Source organism: Paenibacillus curdlanolyticus YK9 (assembly GCF_000179615.1).
GTDB lineage: Bacteria > Bacillota > Bacilli > Paenibacillales > Paenibacillaceae > Paenibacillus_T > Paenibacillus_T curdlanolyticus.
Map to the genome: position 1 here is coordinate 234,513 of NZ_AEDD01000009.1, position 15,650 is coordinate 250,162.

Genomic DNA, 15,650 nt, shown 5'->3' on the forward strand with positions numbered 1-15,650 from the left:
TTCAGCTCGACAAAATACTCGTCAGCAACCTTCCCTACCGAACCTGCGTCTACTTGATTGCGAGTTAATTATTCCCATATGAGGTGAGAACGTTCCATGATGAAATGCAGCAAGCTAGCAATATCGCTTATCGCAAGCCTATTTCTTTTGTCAACCTCTGCAGTTGCACTGGCGCAATCCGAACAACAAGCCTCAACTGCAGCGCGAGTGACCGGCACGGCAACAGCATCCCCGACTGCTCCCGCAATTCATACTAAAATTACTTCGATGGATGTGGGCAATGGGCACGCCGTCTTTATCCGTGCAGATGCGACGCTTTCCGCATGGGGTTGGAATCGAGATGGGCAGCTCGGCCTAGGCACGGTATATGATCAATATCTTCCCGCTTACATTCCGGACATGCAGAACGTCAAACAAGCCGCAGCTGGCTTCGCTTGCTCGCTTGTGCTTCTTCAAGACGGCACGGTCTGGCGCAGCGGCAATGGATGCCCGGGCTCAGAACGCGCGACAGATGCCAATAACTTGATTTATCAGAAGCAAAACGGGCTCCCGCCAAAGGTTCAATCCATATCGCTTGGCGGTGCTGCAGCATTAGCGCTGCTTCCTGACGGAACGGTGTGGTCATGGGGAAACGATCTTTTACATAGCGAGACCACTGAAGCAGCTATCCCCGTACAAGTTCCAGGTTTATCGGATATTATAGCCGTAGATGCAGGAGATTACCATGCCATGGCGCTGCGCAAGGACGGCACGGTCTGGACTTGGGGCTATAACTATTACGGCGAAATAGGCAATGGCAGCAAGGAGCTTCAATTCCTGCCGCAGCAGGTAAAAGGATTAAGTAAAGTAACCCGCATTGCAGCCGCTAAGTACGTATCTGCCGCCTTGCAGTCCGATGGCACCGTGTGGGCCTGGGGGAAAAACAATTCGGGACAATTCGGTCCCGCCGGCAAAAAATCAACGGTTAGCGTCAAACCGTTGCAAGTCAAAGGATTCAATCATATCGTATCGCTCAAAGCCGGTCCCTCTCATCTGCTTGGGCTGCGATCGGACGGGACAGTCTGGCAAGCCGGGGGTACGCCCGCAGCAATGAACCGTGTGCTGCAAGTTTCAAGCCTCTCCCATATCACATCGATCGCGGCAGGTACAGATTCGAGCCTCGCGCTGGATAAGGCAGGCAAGCTCTATACTTGGGGTGAAGCTGCCCTGCCTGGCGCAGGACATTATTTCTCCGAGGAAAGCAAAGGCAAGCCGGAGCTCGTTCCCGATCCGATTCGATTCGTGGTCAACGGGCAGCCTGTTTCCATGCCATTATCTGCGGGCTATTACAAGGGAACGCTCATGGTACCGCGCTCTGCGTTATGGAAGGAGCTTGGCGTGAACGTCTCTTATTCGACTACAAAGCCAGATCCTAACAGCTATAATGCTTCCTATTCGACGTGGACATTAACGCGTGGCGATCAATCTGTCGCCTTCTTCCAAACATCAGATGGCCCTCAAGTCACGGTCAATGGCATCAAAATGACGAACCCGCCCGAAATCGTCGTATTCGGTGCATCATCCAGCAGCATTACCATGCTCCCGTTCCAATTCGTGTGCCGCTCATTAGGAATTGCATCCCACTGGGATGCGTCCACTCGCACGATCCAGTTTCATCTAAAATAAAGCAAGTCGGTAGGATCGATGATGCCATGCCACACGCATAACCGCCGATCCGAGGGTACTTCTACTTCGACATGCCCGAAGACGAATGACCTGTAGGGACCTGTCGTATTCCTCGCTTTTCCGCTTCGGACTATTTGAACGACCATGCCTTGAACGTGGACGGCGGATGGCTGGCACGTTAAGCTAACGCCAACTAAGCTGCGCCTACTTCGAAGTAGACGCAGCTTTTTTCACTTTTTTTCTTTTGGATGCTCCTATAAACCCCATTGTTTACTTCACACCTATGCGCGATAGCCATCGGTCCAACTCCATCAGCTCCTCAATGCTGTGAATCGGCTCAACGCCGCGCGAGCGCATTGCCTCCAATGTTGTCCCATAGCTGATGAAAGCGATGCCTGCATCGACAGAGCCTTTTCCATCAATCCAAGAATCCCCTACCGACAGCCATTCTGATGCCGAAATCCCGCTTTGGCGCAGCACCGTCTCATACCCGCTCGGCGAAGGCTTCATCGCCTGCATGCTTTCCCTCCCGACGATAATAGTGAATCGATCGATGATTCCCGTCTCCGTAAGCGCCCGCTCCGCTGCCTGCTCGGCATTGTTCGTCACGATTGCCAGCATGTATCGGCCGTGCAGCGCATCGAGCAGCTCGACTGCGCCCGGCTCAAGTCCAGCGCCCGCCATCCCGCGCACCTCATGCTCCGCCGTTATTCGCATGACTGCCTCATAGTCCCCAGCGGACATGCCAGCCTGCTTGGCTTCCTCAATCAGCATCGATGTCGTATATCGGTTCAGATCGAGCGAAGCGGCTGCAAACGCGCGTGCTGCCAGCCAAGCATGCACCTCCCGTTTCATAGCAGGAAAATCGATATGCGATCGAAGCAGCGTATTGTCCATATCAAAAATAATGCCTAACGGCATCGTATAAGCAGTCATCATTTTCCCTCCAAGCCTTCCGTTGGGACGGCTTAAGTAGATTTCGACATTCAGCGCTACCCTCCTGCTCCCGCATCTTGAAGCCCTAGAAACAGTTGCCAAACCGTAAATAACTAACTATTCTATTAAAAAACGGAAGGGATGAAGCGCAAACCTATGACAATCATCTACCCGAACAACGAACTACAATTAAGAGAATTAACGCATGAAGACTGGATGGATGTTCATCGATACGCATCACAGGAGATCGTTTGCAAGTACCAGCCTTGGGGACCGAACACGGAAGGCGAAACGGAAGCTTTTGTTAGACAAGTCATTAACGATGCTTTACAAGAGCCACGAACAAGATATGTATTCGCTATTGCTATCAAAGACCATGATACGCCACCTGCGACCCGAGAAACGCAGGCTCATCGCGAGTTCTAGTCAAAGCTGGCTTGACCTTAGAGGGTAAAATCCGGGAAAGCATGCGCATGCGAGATGGCTGGCGAGACTCCCTCCTATACAGCATTCTGGAACAGGAATGGACCGGGTAGCGTAATTAGCATCTCGTTCAGACGAAAAACGGCACCCGCCTGGGTGCCGTGCTTGTGAGCCTGCTATCTCGCCTTATTCAGCTTCGCCTACTACCGTAAACCGGCGGTTTACATGCTGCGGCTTCTCGATCTCGTCAATGACCGCGATGGCATAATCGGCATAGCTGATGTAGCTATTGCCTTGCGAGTTCACGAGCAATTGGTCTAGGCCTGACGTGTAAGCGCCTGTGCGTTTGCCCTCCGGGTCGAAGAAAGCCGATGGGCTGAGGAACGTCCATTGAATGCCTTCGGATTGCTGCAGCTCTTGCAGGTTCTGGCCTTGGTTCTTCGCTGTCGCAAGGACGAACTCGGGGAATTCCGGCGTTTCGAAGACACGTGTCGTATGCGAGTCGTCCACGAACAAGCTGCCCGCGCCGCCAACGACGATCAGACGTGTATTCGGCGCTTCTTTCAGCGCAGCGATCAACGCACGTCCCGCTTCCAGATGCAGCTGCTCTTGCCCGAGCGGAGCACCGAATGCGTTGACGACAACATCATATGCCGACAGGTCAGCTGCTTTCAAATCAAAAATTTCTTTCTCTACAACATGAGCAGCTTCGCCTTGGAATTTAGCCGCGCTCCGCACGATCGCCGTCACCTCATGACCGCGATCAACCGCTTCCTTCGTAATCAATTGTCCGGCTTTGCCGCTTGCTCCGATAACTGCGATTTTCATGTTCATCATCCTCCGAATAGTTGTATTAGAACGATCCTTTATTGCAATAATACAGGCATAATCGATACGGTACATTTTGTTTAGTAACCTAAGTTGTTACTAATTGTGGCAAAAAAAATTATTGCTTCGATTCCATCTGGCGCACAACCTGCGCAACCGTTGTGTTCGCAAGCGACAGCTCCATCTGGCGCTGGGCTTCCAGCAGCGGCTCCTCTAATGCGTTTTGAACATTTCGTCCGACAACACATTGCGGATTTGAATTTTGATGGATGGCGAATAGCACATCATTTTCGGGTACTTCTACGGCTCGGTATACATCTAAAAACGTTATCGACTCGAGCGGACGCACCAGCTTCATACCCGTAACGCCGGGACGCGATTCGATCAAGCCAGCCTTGCTCAACAAGCTCATGATTCGCCGGATGACAACTGGATTCGTATTCACGCTGCCTGCGATATACGCCGACGTTATGGAGCCTTCGCTCATTTCGATTAACGCTAAAATGTGAATCGCTACCGTAAACCGACTGCTAATCACCTGTTCCACCTCCTTCGATCGTGTATTCGCCTATAAGGCGTCATGTTCATTGTTCTGATGTCTATAATGTAACTATATCAGTTACATTATAGACCGTCAACACAAAGCCGATTATAAAACTGCTGAGGTGCCTCCATCGATATTAACCGCAGAGCCTGTCACGTATGAAGCAGCCGACGACGACAGGAACGTAATGACATTCGCAGCCTCCTGCGCATCGCCAATCCGCCCGAGCGGAATTTGGAAGCGGCTATCGACAGCGAACGCCTCCCACGTAAGCTCCGGCGCTGCGCTTTGCCACATTCGCTCGATTTGATCGCTGCGAATCAGTCCGATGCATACCGCATTCACGCGGATGCCTGCTGGCGCAAGATCCTTGCTCATCGCCTTCGTCAACGCCAACCCGGCTGCACGGCTGACGCTCGTTGGCAGCGAGCCGGCCGATCCATCCTCAAACACCCTTTCCCATGAATGTTATGCCTGCAAAAAAAAAAGAGGCTCGCCGCAAGCGGCCAGCCTCCGGTTGTCCGGTCGGATGCTTCAAGTGTACACGATTCCAGACTATGACCTCAATCCGCACTGTGGCGATGAACGCCGCGCTCCGCTTTTACCTCTTCCGGGAGCTGCTGCGAGGCGTGGGGTACTTCCTTCGGCTTGAAATGAACCAGCTCAGAGGAATAGATTTCAATATGAACAGTCCCCACATTCGCATAGGATCGGATCAAAATAGGCTGGTTATATTGATTATGGAATACAAAATCCGGCCCATACCAGCTCACGGTCGCATCGCGGCCCGGCGGTACATACGGTACGTTGCGGCTATGCGAATACCGTTGAATAATGCGGATGCCTGCGCGGTCAACCGCGTTGAACAAGGTCGAAGAGATTTGGCATATGCCGCCCCCTATCCCTTCCGACACCTCTCCCCGCACAATGACAGGCGCGCTTTTATACCCTTTATCGACCGTACGCATGCCGACTACTTCATTGAACGAGAACGATTCCCCGGGGAAAACGACCGTATTGTTAATCGCCTTCGCGGCTAACGCGATATTATGCGAGCGATTCGCATTTCGTGAGTTGTAATAGGTTGTGTAATACCCGATCCGCTTTTCACGGATAACCGAGATCAGCTCGCTGTCTACCTTAGGATAGATCGACTGCTGCGGCAACTCGATGTGATTGTCGCCGCCCTCAATCATGAAGCGATAAAACTGTTCCGTGAATCGATTCCGATCCAGCTTTTTTCCGATCTTTTCTTGGGTAATGCCGCCATATCCATTCAAACCCGCATTCATAGCAGGACGATTGGTGCTGCGCTCCAGCTCTATCATCAGCTTCCTGAAGCGCGCTTCGTCCGCAACGGGAATCCCGGGTATTGGCACCGTATATTTCGCACGATCAAGCTCCGCCAGCTGCTGGCCCTCATGTGTCACAATTAGACGCTCAGGCAGCTGATTAGGCAAAGCGGGTAGCGTAAACAGCAAAGCGGCAACCATCCATTTCAGCACCATGCAAGCATTCCTCCTGTAAGCTTCAACGCTAATGTGCATCAACAGGAGACGGATTATGCTACGACCAACAAGTACCAGCAGTCGGCCACTTCTCCCCTACATATCTGAACGAGCGAGAGCGAACAATATATCCGGCAATTACATGCGAATTGAAGTAGCCAATTCGATGCAGCAGAGGAGGTTCATGAAGGTGAAGGTTGTTCGTCAACGGTCCGCTCGACTGCTCGCCATCTTATCCATTCTGCTTCTAACAGCTGTGATAGCCCCTCCTGTCCATGGTGCGCCTAAACCGGAAGGAAGCAAGGTGATCCTGACCGTCCGATATGGACACGACGAGTTAGCAAGCAGCTTAGGAATCGAGAGCGTTAGCATTGCGCATGCGTTGACCAAGGCCAAAAGAGAGCCTGCCTCTGGGGTAATCGGGCTGCCTGATGTCGCGGTTAGCCTCGTTAACGGCCAGAAGGAATCGATTTATCGCTTGGAGCCGACAGGCATGCTTTGGGACCCCGCCGCACAGCAGAGGCTTGTGCCTGATGCTGCTACAGCCCATAAGCTGGTCGCCTACGCTAATCAGCTTCGCTCGAACCATTATGGCGCAATGATCGAATGGTCGGATGTTCGGAAACTTGTGCCGCTGAAGCAGATTTTCACGATTACCGATATGGGCACTGGGATGTCCTTCCGCGTGCAGCGTCGAGCTGGCAGCGATCATGCGGATGTGCAGCCGATATCCAAAGCAGATTCGCATATGATGAAAAAAATTTACAACGACCATTGGAGCTGGAATCGCCGAGCCGTGCTTGTCCACTCGGGTCAATATTGGATAGCGGGGTCGATGAACGGCATGCCGCACGGCGGGGACGGCATACCCGACAACGATTTTTCCGGCCATTTTTGCCTTCATTTTCTTGGCAGCACCACCCACAAATCCGAAACGCCTGACCTCGCGCATCAATTAATGGTTCACAAGGCAGGCGGCCAACTGCGCAGCATGCTGGATGGCGCTTCCCCTCTCCAATTAGCGGAAAGCGTCGTCGAAGCGCTTAACCATCACGATCAGGATTTGCTGCTGGAGCTTGCGATCGGCCTGCCCGATAGCGAGCAAGCCTCATTACTGACGGAGATGCATGCGATCCGCTCGATACGCGTCAACAAGAACAAGGATCGTAAACCTCCTATACCCGAAGACCAATCGCTTTCAGCGCAGGTCCAATTATCCGTTTCCTTATTGAAACAAAATGAATCCGAACACCGTGCGACCTACACGTTCACGTTCGAACGGGAGAGCACCTCGGCCGGATGGCGAATGAAGCAAGTCATTATGAAATAAAGCAAGCAGCAAGCTGCTTTCGGCATCATTGCCGTTAGCGGCTTTTTTATGCTTTTGTTGCCTCGTGAGCGGATTAATCTATCCATTCCAGTCTACCAATTGAGGATTTTTTTGTTATTTGATATGATCAAGCATATGGTTTGGCATAACTTTACATAAGGAGACCGCATGGAACATAAACCGATTCTTACGTATTCCCCACGCGAAACTAGAAGCTTTCGCATTGCCAGCCTCTTCTATGCCGCGCTGTTCGGCGGAGCGATTACAGCAGCCGCCATGGGACTCCTGAATGCCCGAATGCTCATGATCAAAGGGAAAAAGCTAGCGCTGCTTTGGACAGTCTCGATTCTGTTTGTAGCTGTCAAAATCGCTTATGAGGCGCTGCTATTGCCTGTCGCATTCGAGGTGGATCATCGGCTTCTATTTCCTTTGTTCAAGCTCCCCGACCTGCTGCTCTTTTTGTTTTTCTATCATATGCTCAAAACGCCTTATCGCCTTCATATGATTTATCATGGCAACTATCATTACTTGTTTCATAGAGGCATCGCTCTCCTCATCGGCGCAGTCAGCATTGCCATTGACTTAACCATCGTTACGTCTTCCATTATGAAGTGAAAGGAGGCGCCGGATTGGACCATTCGCAGCAAAACGTCCATCATTTAATCGATCATTATATGAGCATCAGCCACTACCGCAGAGCTTCAGAGCTTATCTACCTTGCGCTTGCCGAAGATCCTTTGGATGCTCATCTGCATTATCAAGCCGCGCTCGCCTACTTTCACTTAAATGAGCACGAGACGAGCAGAACGCATCTCCAGCAAGCCTATCAATCCGGCTATCCGCCAATCGACGTGCATTATTTGCTAGGCATCATCTATGCGTCCGAAAAGCAATGGAGCTTGGCTGAAGAATGCTATCTGGCAGCTCTAGCCATCCATTCTAACGCCGTTAATGTGCTTGCCTCTTATGCTTCATTGCTCATAAAAGTCGGGCAACGCGAGCGTGGGCTCGAGCTGTTAGCGGAAGCGCGGCGGATTGACCCGAACAATACGAACGTCCTCAAGCACAGCCTCTATTATGATATTGCCCGAAATCATGATCATAGCAAAATGATGCATCTAGAGAAGCTTGTGACGCATCAGGATGATGAGAGCGCTCTTCTCGTCGAGCTTGGCATCAAGGAATTCTATAGCGGCAATTACAAGCTGGCACGCAGCCATTTTCGAGAAGCTTATATTAAAAATCCGACGAACGAGTCTTTGCTGCGCAACGTGCGCATTGCCGAGCGAAAAGCGAACGCGCTCCTCTTTCCCTATCATCTGGCGGATCGAATCGGCGGCATGCCGTTCCTATGGTTTTGGATCACGGTCGCTGTGCTTGGTTCTTATCCTTTCGTCAGCCCTTCGGTGCACTGGCCGTTCTACGCTGCTATCGGATTTATGCTCTACTTAATTTTCGCTAATGTGGTCGTTCAGGTCTATTACGAGGCCAAAGATACGAATCGCAGCTTTCTTAAAACAATGTTTGGTTCACCGACCTCTATTCGTGTGTTAGGTTTGCTAGCCGGCATCCTGTTCAGCATTGCGACCTTAAATCCGCTAGTAGGGCTTATTTTCATATTCGGCAGTCGGTTGATTGCGAACAAAATGACAAAACGAAGGAGCCTATCATGAATCGATTACGCTGGCTGCAGCAAATGGCACAATCGCATCCCGAGCAAGCTGAGGCTTGGTATTGGGTGGGCGTGGAGCATATGGAAAACGATCAATCGATGGAAGCTGTGCTTGCTTTCACAGAGGGGCTGAAAATCGCGGACGAGCAACAAAAGCCTTTGTTTCTTCAGAAACTGGCACTCGCCGCCTCTCTTCCGGCGAAGCAACTCCCGCAAGACGAATCCGCACATGCAGCGTCTGAGCCTTCACCGCTTGCACCGCCGGTCGCAATCGTTCAATCGGCTTCACCCTCCGTGTCGCCTGCTTCGAACGAACGACCTGTCGAACGCAGTGACCGGGGATCGCATCCGTTCCAAGTGATTAGCGGCGGGCAATCAACTGCTGCGCCAGCCGCAGAAGCGGCGAGCATCTCGTTCAAGGATGTTGCGGGGCTAAGCGATCTGAAGAAAACGATCCATATGAAAATCATCAGCCCCTTCTATAATCAAGGGCTGTTTTCCAAGTTTCGCAAAAAAGCGGGCGGCGGCGTTCTGCTCTACGGCCCGCCAGGCTGCGGCAAAACGTTTATCGCCAAAGCGACTGCCGGCGAATGCCGCGCCAACTTTTACCCGATTCATATCGCCGATATTCTCGATCCTTACATCGGGGTGAGCGAACGAAACCTGCATGAGCTGTTCAGCAAAGCGCGCGCGCAAAAGCCGAGCATTCTGTTCATCGACGAAATCGATGCGATCGGCCATGACCGCTCCAAATCCTCAGCCAATTTCCGCGGGCTGGTCGATACGTTCCTGACAGAGATGGAAGGCATCGATAGCTCGACGGATCAGGTGCTCGTCATGGGGGCGACCAACATGCCTTGGGATGTCGATAACGCGCTCAAGCGGCCCGGCCGATTCGACCGATTAATTTTTGTAGCGCCCCCGGATGAGGACGCGCGCGAAACTATTTTCAGGCTTAAGTTGGACGGGCGTATGGCTGAACAAATTGCCTATGACTGGCTTGCTAAGCATACCGAATATTTCTCTGGCGCCGACATCGAACAGGTATGCGAGCGGGCAGTCGAATTCGTGCTGGAGGAGATCATGGAGACGAACGTCGAGCGCCCCATTCAGATGCGGGACATGGAGCGTGCGCTGCAGACGGTAACGCCTTCGACGCTGGAATGGCTGCGTACCGCCAAAAACTTCGTACGTTATGCGAACCAAAGCGGCAGCTACAATGATGTGGAGGATTATTTGCGCAAGTACGGCAAGCGGCTATAACGTCATAGTCGCCGATCAAAAAAGGAGATGCGCGACGAGCCTGACGGCACGGCGCGCATCTCCTTTTTGTAAGCGATCGCTGTCCTTAATATTGGACGCTGGCCGCGATATCCGCCGCCTTGTCCAATTCCTCGACGAACTGCTTTGGCGTAAGTTGTCCGTTGAGCAGCCTCGCATTCAAATCCATTATCGCCTCTTTCCAGTCCACCGTTGATGTATCGAGAACCGGCGTGCCGCTGGATGACGTCATGCTGCTGAAAATTTCGAACAGCTCCTGCTGCAGCGCAGTTTCGTTGCTGCTCCTTACGAAGCGAGAGGCTGGCGTCCCCACGCCATTCGCCCATAGCGTATTCGCCCAATGCTCCGGCTTGAAGAAGTATTCCAAAAATTGCAGCGCCTCCTCCGGATGCTTGGAGGCGCTTGAAACGGAATAACCGCCGCCGAACCATGCAGCTACGTCCGTAGCTGCCCCTTTATCCGATGCCGGATACGAAAACGCACCGACATATTGACGGAACTGCGGCGTGAAATTCGCATCCGTCGCAATGCCGAGCTCCCAATTGCCGACCAGATACATCGCCGCATTGCCCTGACCGAACAGGTTTCTAGCTGCGCCATAATCCGCGGTCAAATAGCCGTCGGCAAATCCTCCCGCTTGCGCCAGCTCCTGCATCTGCGTCGCTGCTGCTATGAAGCTTGGTTCGGTAAACTTTATCTTACGCGCCAAGGCATCATCCATCCGATCAAAGCTGCCGGTCTGGCGCTGCTGCGTATACTCGAACCAGATCGGGAACACCCAACGATCCATGCCATTGACCGCAATCGGATTGATCCCCTTTGCGCGGAGCGTTTTTACAAGCGCTTTCAATTCATCGAAGCTTGTTGGAACCGATAGCTTGTTGTCGGCAAACATCTTTTTGTTATAGTACAGAACCAAGTAGTCGGTTGAGCGAGGCAGCCCGTACAGCTTGCCGTCCTGCGAGAAGCCTTCTGTCGCGCCTTTAATAAACCCGCTCTCCGCAAATTTCTGGGCAGGCAGCTCAAGCAGCATCTTGTTATCGATGAGCGGCTTAATGAACGACGACTGGCCCCAGGTTTGAATAATATCGGGCAGCGAATTCGTCGAGGAATAGATCTTCATCTTTGATTTGTAGGGCTCGTCCTGAAGCGCCTCCACCTCGATTTTGATCGATGGATGCTCGATCATATATTGATCAATAATCGCTTGTTCAACTTTCCCTGCGCCGCTCATTCGATCAGATAACGCCGTAAACAGCTTCAATGTGATCGTCTGCGGTTGTCCGTTCTCCCCGTCAATGCTACTGTCACTGTTCTGGATGTCGCGCCCTCCTGTCAGCCCGCTTGTACGGCCGTCGCCGCACGCGGCAACCGATAGCAGAATAACAAAAACTGCGAGAATAACTGCTGGTTTCTTCATGGATGACCACCTTATCTAGTCGATGGCAATTCTTCTCTCTATCATATCGCTTGTTGCCTATTCTTAACATGTGCTATTTTTAAGATATTGTAGTGAGAACTTTAGAAGTTAGGTATACATTTTCAAGAACTTTTTGCAAACCTATCCCGCTCTTCCTGCACATCCGGTATAATTTAACTACTATAGATGACTTCGCAGAGGAGGCACTACACCTGTTCAACACTTGGAAGCGCATCTATTGGAACTGGCCTATTCGATTAAAACTGCTTAGCTGGATGGCGCCTTTATTAATCGCTACGATCGGCCTTACCGGTTACTTCTCCTATTACGTCGCATCACAGCTTGCGCTAAGCAAAGCCGGGCAAAATCAGACGAATCTCACAAGGCAAACTATCGACCATTTCAATAACATCGCCCAAGATGCAATCGATTTCTCTAACTATCTCTTACTGTCCGAAACGGTTCAAGAACTGCTGTCCAAGCCTGATGATCCCGAGGTTCACAGGAGAGCTTTTACAACTCTCTCTGCTTTAATGGTTACGCGCAATTCGATCCAATCCCTCATCATTTATCCGCTCGAACCGAACAGCATGAAATCGATTGGGCAGCCATTTGCCATTGACCAGACCGGGCTTACCAGCGCCATGCCGTATCCATTGTTTTCAAAAAGCAAGCTGTTTCAAAGCGCGCTCGAGCTGAACGGCAAAGAAACATGGGGCTTTATCCCGCCCTCTGAGAAGCTGTTCGTCGGCGACAGCGACAACAAAATCGTATTGGCTAAGCTGATCAAAAGCGTTGATCTGCGAACCAAAGGCATGATCATCGTCGGTGTCCAGGAGAGCAAGCTGCGCAAGCAGCTCATTAACTCCATCGACGCGCAGGCGCTCGTATTGGATGATGCCGGGACGATCCTTACCGGTACCGAATCGACTTGGATTGGCCATTCCTATCGCAACATACCGAATAAAGAGATCAAGCAGCTTTCCTTAAGCGATATGCCTACTACTCTGCAATCATCAGATTGGCTCATCTCCTCAGCCTCCTCTGACCTTACCGGCTGGCATGCCGTCGTCATTCAACCGAAGGATACGCTGCTGCAAGAGCTGAATCGGATCAGCATGATTACGATTATATTCATGAGCGTCAGCTTGCTCACCGCTCTGCTGTTCTCGTGGATCGCTACATCATTCATCACAACGCCAATGCGGAAGCTGCTGAAATCGATGCGGATGCTGCAGACCGGCGACTTCAGCCAACGGGTGCATTTCTCGGCAACCGATGAAATCGGTCAATTGGGACGCGGCTATAATGTCATGGTCGAACGCATCAAAGAGCTCATCGACGATGTGTACAATACGAAGCTTAAGCAACGAGAAGCAGAATTAAAAACGCTTCAAGAGCAGATTAACCCGCATTTTCTATACAACACGCTGGATATGATCTATCTGTCTGCACAGCGAAACGGCGAAACCGCCATCGCCGAGATGGTTTACTCCTTATCCCGCATGTTTCGTCTTCGGTTAAGCGGCGGTCGATCGATCATTTCGCTTGAGCAAGAGATGGAGCTCGTCCAGCACTACTTGCATCTTCAGCGGCTGCGCTTCAAAAACCGGATTACCTTCGATTTGGACATCGATCCAAGAGCGCGACATGCGCAAGTGCCGAAGCTGCTTATCCAGCCGTTAGTTGAGAACGCTGTCATCCATGGCATCGAGCCTTTGAACGGGGATGGCTTCATTCAAGTCAAATGCCAAATCGACAGCGATCGGCTCATGATAAGCGTCACTGATAATGGCGCGGGCATTCCCTATGATCGATTGGCTGAGCTGAACCATATGTTCGTGCAAATTACGAAACGAAGCGATGCAGGAACGACAACGAATCCATCTCAAAGCTTTGCCATTAGAAACTTACAGGAACGGCTTATGCTTGCTTTCGGCCCCGAGGTGCAGCTAAGAATCGACAGCCAAGAAGGACGAGGGACGACTGCATCCATCGCCATTCCATGGGAGGAGACCCGAGATCATGATGAATGTACTCCTGGTTGAGGACGAGATTACGATTCGTGAAGGACTTAGAGATACCATACCTTGGAAGGAAAACGGATTACACTTATGCGGGGAAGCGGGCGATGGACTGGAAGCGCTCGAGCGCATAGCCGCAGGACCTGTTCCCGATCTCATCATTACCGATATACATATGCCAAAAATGAACGGCCTTGATTTCATTCAAGCCGCGCGCGCTACGCTGCCTAACGTTGAAGTCATCGTCCTGTCCGGCTATGACGATTTTCAATATGCCAAAAAAGCGATTCAGCTCGGGGTAAACGGCTATGTGCTGAAACCTTGCCGAACGGAAGAGCTCGTCCAACTGATCGTAAGCACCAAGATGAAAATTACGGCCATTCGTGAAACGCAAACGTCCATGCACTCGATTCAGAACAAATGGGAACGCAGCTTGCCGACCGTTATCGAGCAGTCGCTGCTGCGTTGGGTCCGCAGCCCGCGGCAGAAGCTTGAAAACCGCTCGAACCAGCTGGAGGAGTGGAATAGCCCGATTCGACCAACTGATCTGCTGGCCGGCATTATTCGCGTCGACGATTCGTCTGGCAACCGGGTATTCAATAAAACCGATCAAGAGCTGATTCGATACGCAGCCTTCAATATTATTCAAGAAACGTTTAACCCCATCTTCGACCATAACGTAGTTGTCGTGCGCGATGGTAACGATTTCATATGGATCGCCAACCCGCCGAAGAAGCAGCTGTCGATTCAAGAAACGAAGCTGAGCTTAGGCCGGCTAAAAATCAATCTAGAGCAATATTTGCGAATGTCCGTCAGTATTGGCGTAGGCAATCTGGTCGGCAGCGTCGATGATCTGCATCTATCCTATGAACAAGCTTGGAAGGCGATCGAAACCCGCTTCTATTCCGGCAAAGGAACGATTGTCCTCTACAGCGAATTAGCGCAAAATGCTGACGGCGCATCATCGGATGCAACGATTTTCGAAGATAAATCAATGCTGAAGCTCGAGCAGAGCATCCTCCACCATCTCCGAACGATGAAGTTCGAGGATGCGTTGGACCAAACCGAGGTTTGGCTGCAGCAGCTTCACCGGGGCCCGCTGACAGACCAATCGGAAGTAAGCTTGCGGGCTACCGCATTCATGCTTGAGCTGCAAAAGCTTGCGCAAGAGCAGCACGTGAACGCCCTGGAATCCAATCAACGGATCGTCGACCTGATCAAGCAAGTGCCGAACATGGAAACGCTGGAGGACTTGTCCACGCTCGTGAAGAAGCTCATTCGATCGCTCGTAGCAGGCTTGAACTCGCAGGTTCCTACTCACCGCACCGTACAAGGCGCGCTCGATATCATTCATGCCAAATACCATACGAACCTGACGCTCGATTCCGTGTCGAAGGAAGTTTTCGTATCCAACACCTATCTCAGCTCGCTGTTCAAGCAGGAACTCGGCATTAACTTCCTCGATTATTTGCATCAATACCGAATCGAGCATGCCAAGTCGCTGCTGCGCAAAAATTATAAGATGTATGCGGTAGCCAAGATGGTCGGCTATCAGGAGGAACGTTATTTCAGTATGACATTCAAAAAGTGGACCGGGCTCACACCTACGCAATTCAAAAAAAATGGTGGTGCGAATTAAGAAAGAATAGGCTAACGGACCGTAGAGCCGCTATATCGCTCCTAACGCGCCCAATTGCAAATGTAACGGACCTCACAGCCGTTATTTCGCCATATTGGAGCTTCATGGGAACTAAATTAGTTAGATAACAGCAGCTGAGTCCGTTAGAATTCAGATGGGACAGATTGGAGCCAAATAAAGGCTGCTCGGTCCGTTAGAGCTACCTGTCTAAAGCTATAACCAAATGGAAGAGGGTGTCCCTGCGATTAAGCTTGCGGGACACCTTCTTTTTTGATTCTGCGCTACATGAAAAATAGGGCGAAGCCGCTTATAGCGATGCTCCGCCCTACTTGTTATTAGCTGTTATAGCATATTGTGAATACTAGCGTTCGAGCGCCTGC

The 15,650-nt window shown here is 51.4% G+C and carries 13 protein-coding genes and 1 pseudogene; 8 read left to right on the forward strand and 6 right to left on the reverse strand.

The features are described from left to right. Nucleotides 1–96: 96 nt before the first annotated feature. Entirely contained in the window at nt 97–1,665 is a 1,569-nt protein-coding gene (locus tag PAECUDRAFT_RS17365; protein ID WP_040713024.1) for an RCC1 domain-containing protein, read from the forward strand. Nucleotides 1,666–1,935: 270 nt separating this feature from the next. Here the strand turns inward: PAECUDRAFT_RS17365 and PAECUDRAFT_RS17370 are convergent, their stop codons facing one another. Continuing rightward, nucleotides 1,936–2,604: an HAD family hydrolase gene (locus PAECUDRAFT_RS17370; RefSeq protein ID WP_233516781.1), complete on the reverse strand. Its 669-nt coding sequence runs from the start codon at nt 2,602–2,604 to the stop codon at nt 1,936–1,938. Between the two features lie 153 nt (nt 2,605–2,757). Here PAECUDRAFT_RS17370 and PAECUDRAFT_RS17375 point away from each other — a divergent pair, with 153 nt between their 5' ends. Next, a complete protein-coding gene (locus tag PAECUDRAFT_RS17375; protein WP_006039440.1) occupies nt 2,758–3,027 on the forward strand; it encodes a GNAT family N-acetyltransferase in 270 nt (89 codons plus the stop codon). A gap of 183 nt (nt 3,028–3,210) precedes the next feature. Here PAECUDRAFT_RS17375 and PAECUDRAFT_RS17380 read toward each other — a convergent pair whose 3' ends face one another. The 4 genes and pseudogenes from PAECUDRAFT_RS17380 to PAECUDRAFT_RS17395 form a co-directional block, all read right to left on the reverse strand. Beyond that, nucleotides 3,211–3,852, reverse strand: coding sequence for an NAD(P)-dependent oxidoreductase (locus tag PAECUDRAFT_RS17380; RefSeq protein ID WP_006039441.1), 642 nt, complete (start codon nt 3,850–3,852; stop codon nt 3,211–3,213). A 118-nt stretch (nt 3,853–3,970) separates the two neighbouring features. After that, on the reverse strand, nt 3,971–4,390 hold the full coding sequence (locus PAECUDRAFT_RS17385) for an Rrf2 family transcriptional regulator (RefSeq protein WP_006039442.1): 420 nt from the start codon (nt 4,388–4,390) through the stop codon (nt 3,971–3,973). Nucleotides 4,391–4,501: 111 nt separating this feature from the next. After that, nucleotides 4,502–4,831 (reverse strand): annotated as a pseudogene (locus tag PAECUDRAFT_RS17390) (SDR family oxidoreductase); the annotation flags it as partial. A 128-nt stretch (nt 4,832–4,959) separates the two neighbouring features. Beyond that, the gene (locus PAECUDRAFT_RS17395; RefSeq protein ID WP_006039444.1) at nt 4,960–5,904 is read right to left on the reverse strand and encodes a VanW family protein; all 945 of its coding nucleotides are present in this window, start codon (nt 5,902–5,904) and stop codon (nt 4,960–4,962) included. Between the two features lie 190 nt (nt 5,905–6,094). Between PAECUDRAFT_RS17395 and PAECUDRAFT_RS24840 the strand changes: the two genes are divergently transcribed. From PAECUDRAFT_RS24840 to PAECUDRAFT_RS17415, 4 genes are all read left to right on the forward strand, one after another. Beyond that, nucleotides 6,095–7,234: a hypothetical protein gene (locus tag PAECUDRAFT_RS24840; protein ID WP_006039445.1), complete on the forward strand. Its 1,140-nt coding sequence runs from the start codon at nt 6,095–6,097 to the stop codon at nt 7,232–7,234. 168 nt (nt 7,235–7,402) lie between these two features. Beyond that, entirely contained in the window at nt 7,403–7,849 is a 447-nt protein-coding gene (locus PAECUDRAFT_RS17405) for a hypothetical protein (RefSeq protein WP_006039446.1), read from the forward strand. Nucleotides 7,850–7,863: 14 nt separating this feature from the next. Next, a complete protein-coding gene (locus tag PAECUDRAFT_RS17410; protein WP_006039447.1) occupies nt 7,864–8,907 on the forward strand; it encodes a tetratricopeptide repeat protein in 1,044 nt (347 codons plus the stop codon). Further along, the gene (locus PAECUDRAFT_RS17415; RefSeq protein ID WP_006039448.1) at nt 8,904–10,169 is read left to right on the forward strand and encodes an ATP-binding protein; all 1,266 of its coding nucleotides are present in this window, start codon (nt 8,904–8,906) and stop codon (nt 10,167–10,169) included. Before PAECUDRAFT_RS17410 ends, PAECUDRAFT_RS17415 begins: the two co-directional genes overlap by 4 nt. Before the next feature lie 85 nt (nt 10,170–10,254). Here the strand turns inward: PAECUDRAFT_RS17415 and PAECUDRAFT_RS17420 are convergent, their stop codons facing one another. After that, nucleotides 10,255–11,607: an ABC transporter substrate-binding protein gene (locus tag PAECUDRAFT_RS17420; RefSeq protein ID WP_006039449.1), complete on the reverse strand. Its 1,353-nt coding sequence runs from the start codon at nt 11,605–11,607 to the stop codon at nt 10,255–10,257. 275 nt (nt 11,608–11,882) lie between these two features. Here PAECUDRAFT_RS17420 and PAECUDRAFT_RS17425 point away from each other — a divergent pair, with 275 nt between their 5' ends. Both PAECUDRAFT_RS17425 and PAECUDRAFT_RS17430 read left to right on the forward strand, forming a co-directional pair. Further along, the gene (locus tag PAECUDRAFT_RS17425) at nt 11,883–13,655 is read left to right on the forward strand and encodes a cache domain-containing sensor histidine kinase (protein ID WP_006039450.1); all 1,773 of its coding nucleotides are present in this window, start codon (nt 11,883–11,885) and stop codon (nt 13,653–13,655) included. Next, complete coding sequence (locus tag PAECUDRAFT_RS17430; RefSeq protein ID WP_006039451.1) at nt 13,633–15,270, forward strand: response regulator; 1,638 nt, start codon at nt 13,633–13,635, stop codon at nt 15,268–15,270. Before PAECUDRAFT_RS17425 ends, PAECUDRAFT_RS17430 begins: the two co-directional genes overlap by 23 nt. Nucleotides 15,271–15,650: the final 380 nt, after the last annotated feature.

What these genes read in the sequence shown, in the direction of transcription:
- PAECUDRAFT_RS17365 (WP_040713024.1), top strand. Translation starts at nt 97, where the DNA reads ATGATGAAATGCAGCAAGCTAGCAATATCGCTTATCGCAAGCCTATTT.
- PAECUDRAFT_RS17370 (WP_233516781.1), bottom strand. Translation starts at nt 2,604, where the DNA reads ATGATGACTGCTTATACGATGCCGTTAGGCATTATTTTTGATATGGAC.
- PAECUDRAFT_RS17375 (WP_006039440.1), top strand. Translation starts at nt 2,758, where the DNA reads ATGACAATCATCTACCCGAACAACGAACTACAATTAAGAGAATTAACG.
- PAECUDRAFT_RS17380 (WP_006039441.1), bottom strand. Translation starts at nt 3,852, where the DNA reads ATGAAAATCGCAGTTATCGGAGCAAGCGGCAAAGCCGGACAATTGATT.
- PAECUDRAFT_RS17395 (WP_006039444.1), bottom strand. Translation starts at nt 5,904, where the DNA reads ATGGTGCTGAAATGGATGGTTGCCGCTTTGCTGTTTACGCTACCCGCT.
- PAECUDRAFT_RS17405 (WP_006039446.1), top strand. Translation starts at nt 7,403, where the DNA reads ATGGAACATAAACCGATTCTTACGTATTCCCCACGCGAAACTAGAAGC.
- PAECUDRAFT_RS17415 (WP_006039448.1), top strand. Translation starts at nt 8,904, where the DNA reads ATGAATCGATTACGCTGGCTGCAGCAAATGGCACAATCGCATCCCGAG.
- PAECUDRAFT_RS17420 (WP_006039449.1), bottom strand. Translation starts at nt 11,607, where the DNA reads ATGAAGAAACCAGCAGTTATTCTCGCAGTTTTTGTTATTCTGCTATCG.
- PAECUDRAFT_RS17425 (WP_006039450.1), top strand. Translation starts at nt 11,883, where the DNA reads ATGGCGCCTTTATTAATCGCTACGATCGGCCTTACCGGTTACTTCTCC.
- PAECUDRAFT_RS17430 (WP_006039451.1), top strand. Translation starts at nt 13,633, where the DNA reads ATGATGAATGTACTCCTGGTTGAGGACGAGATTACGATTCGTGAAGGA.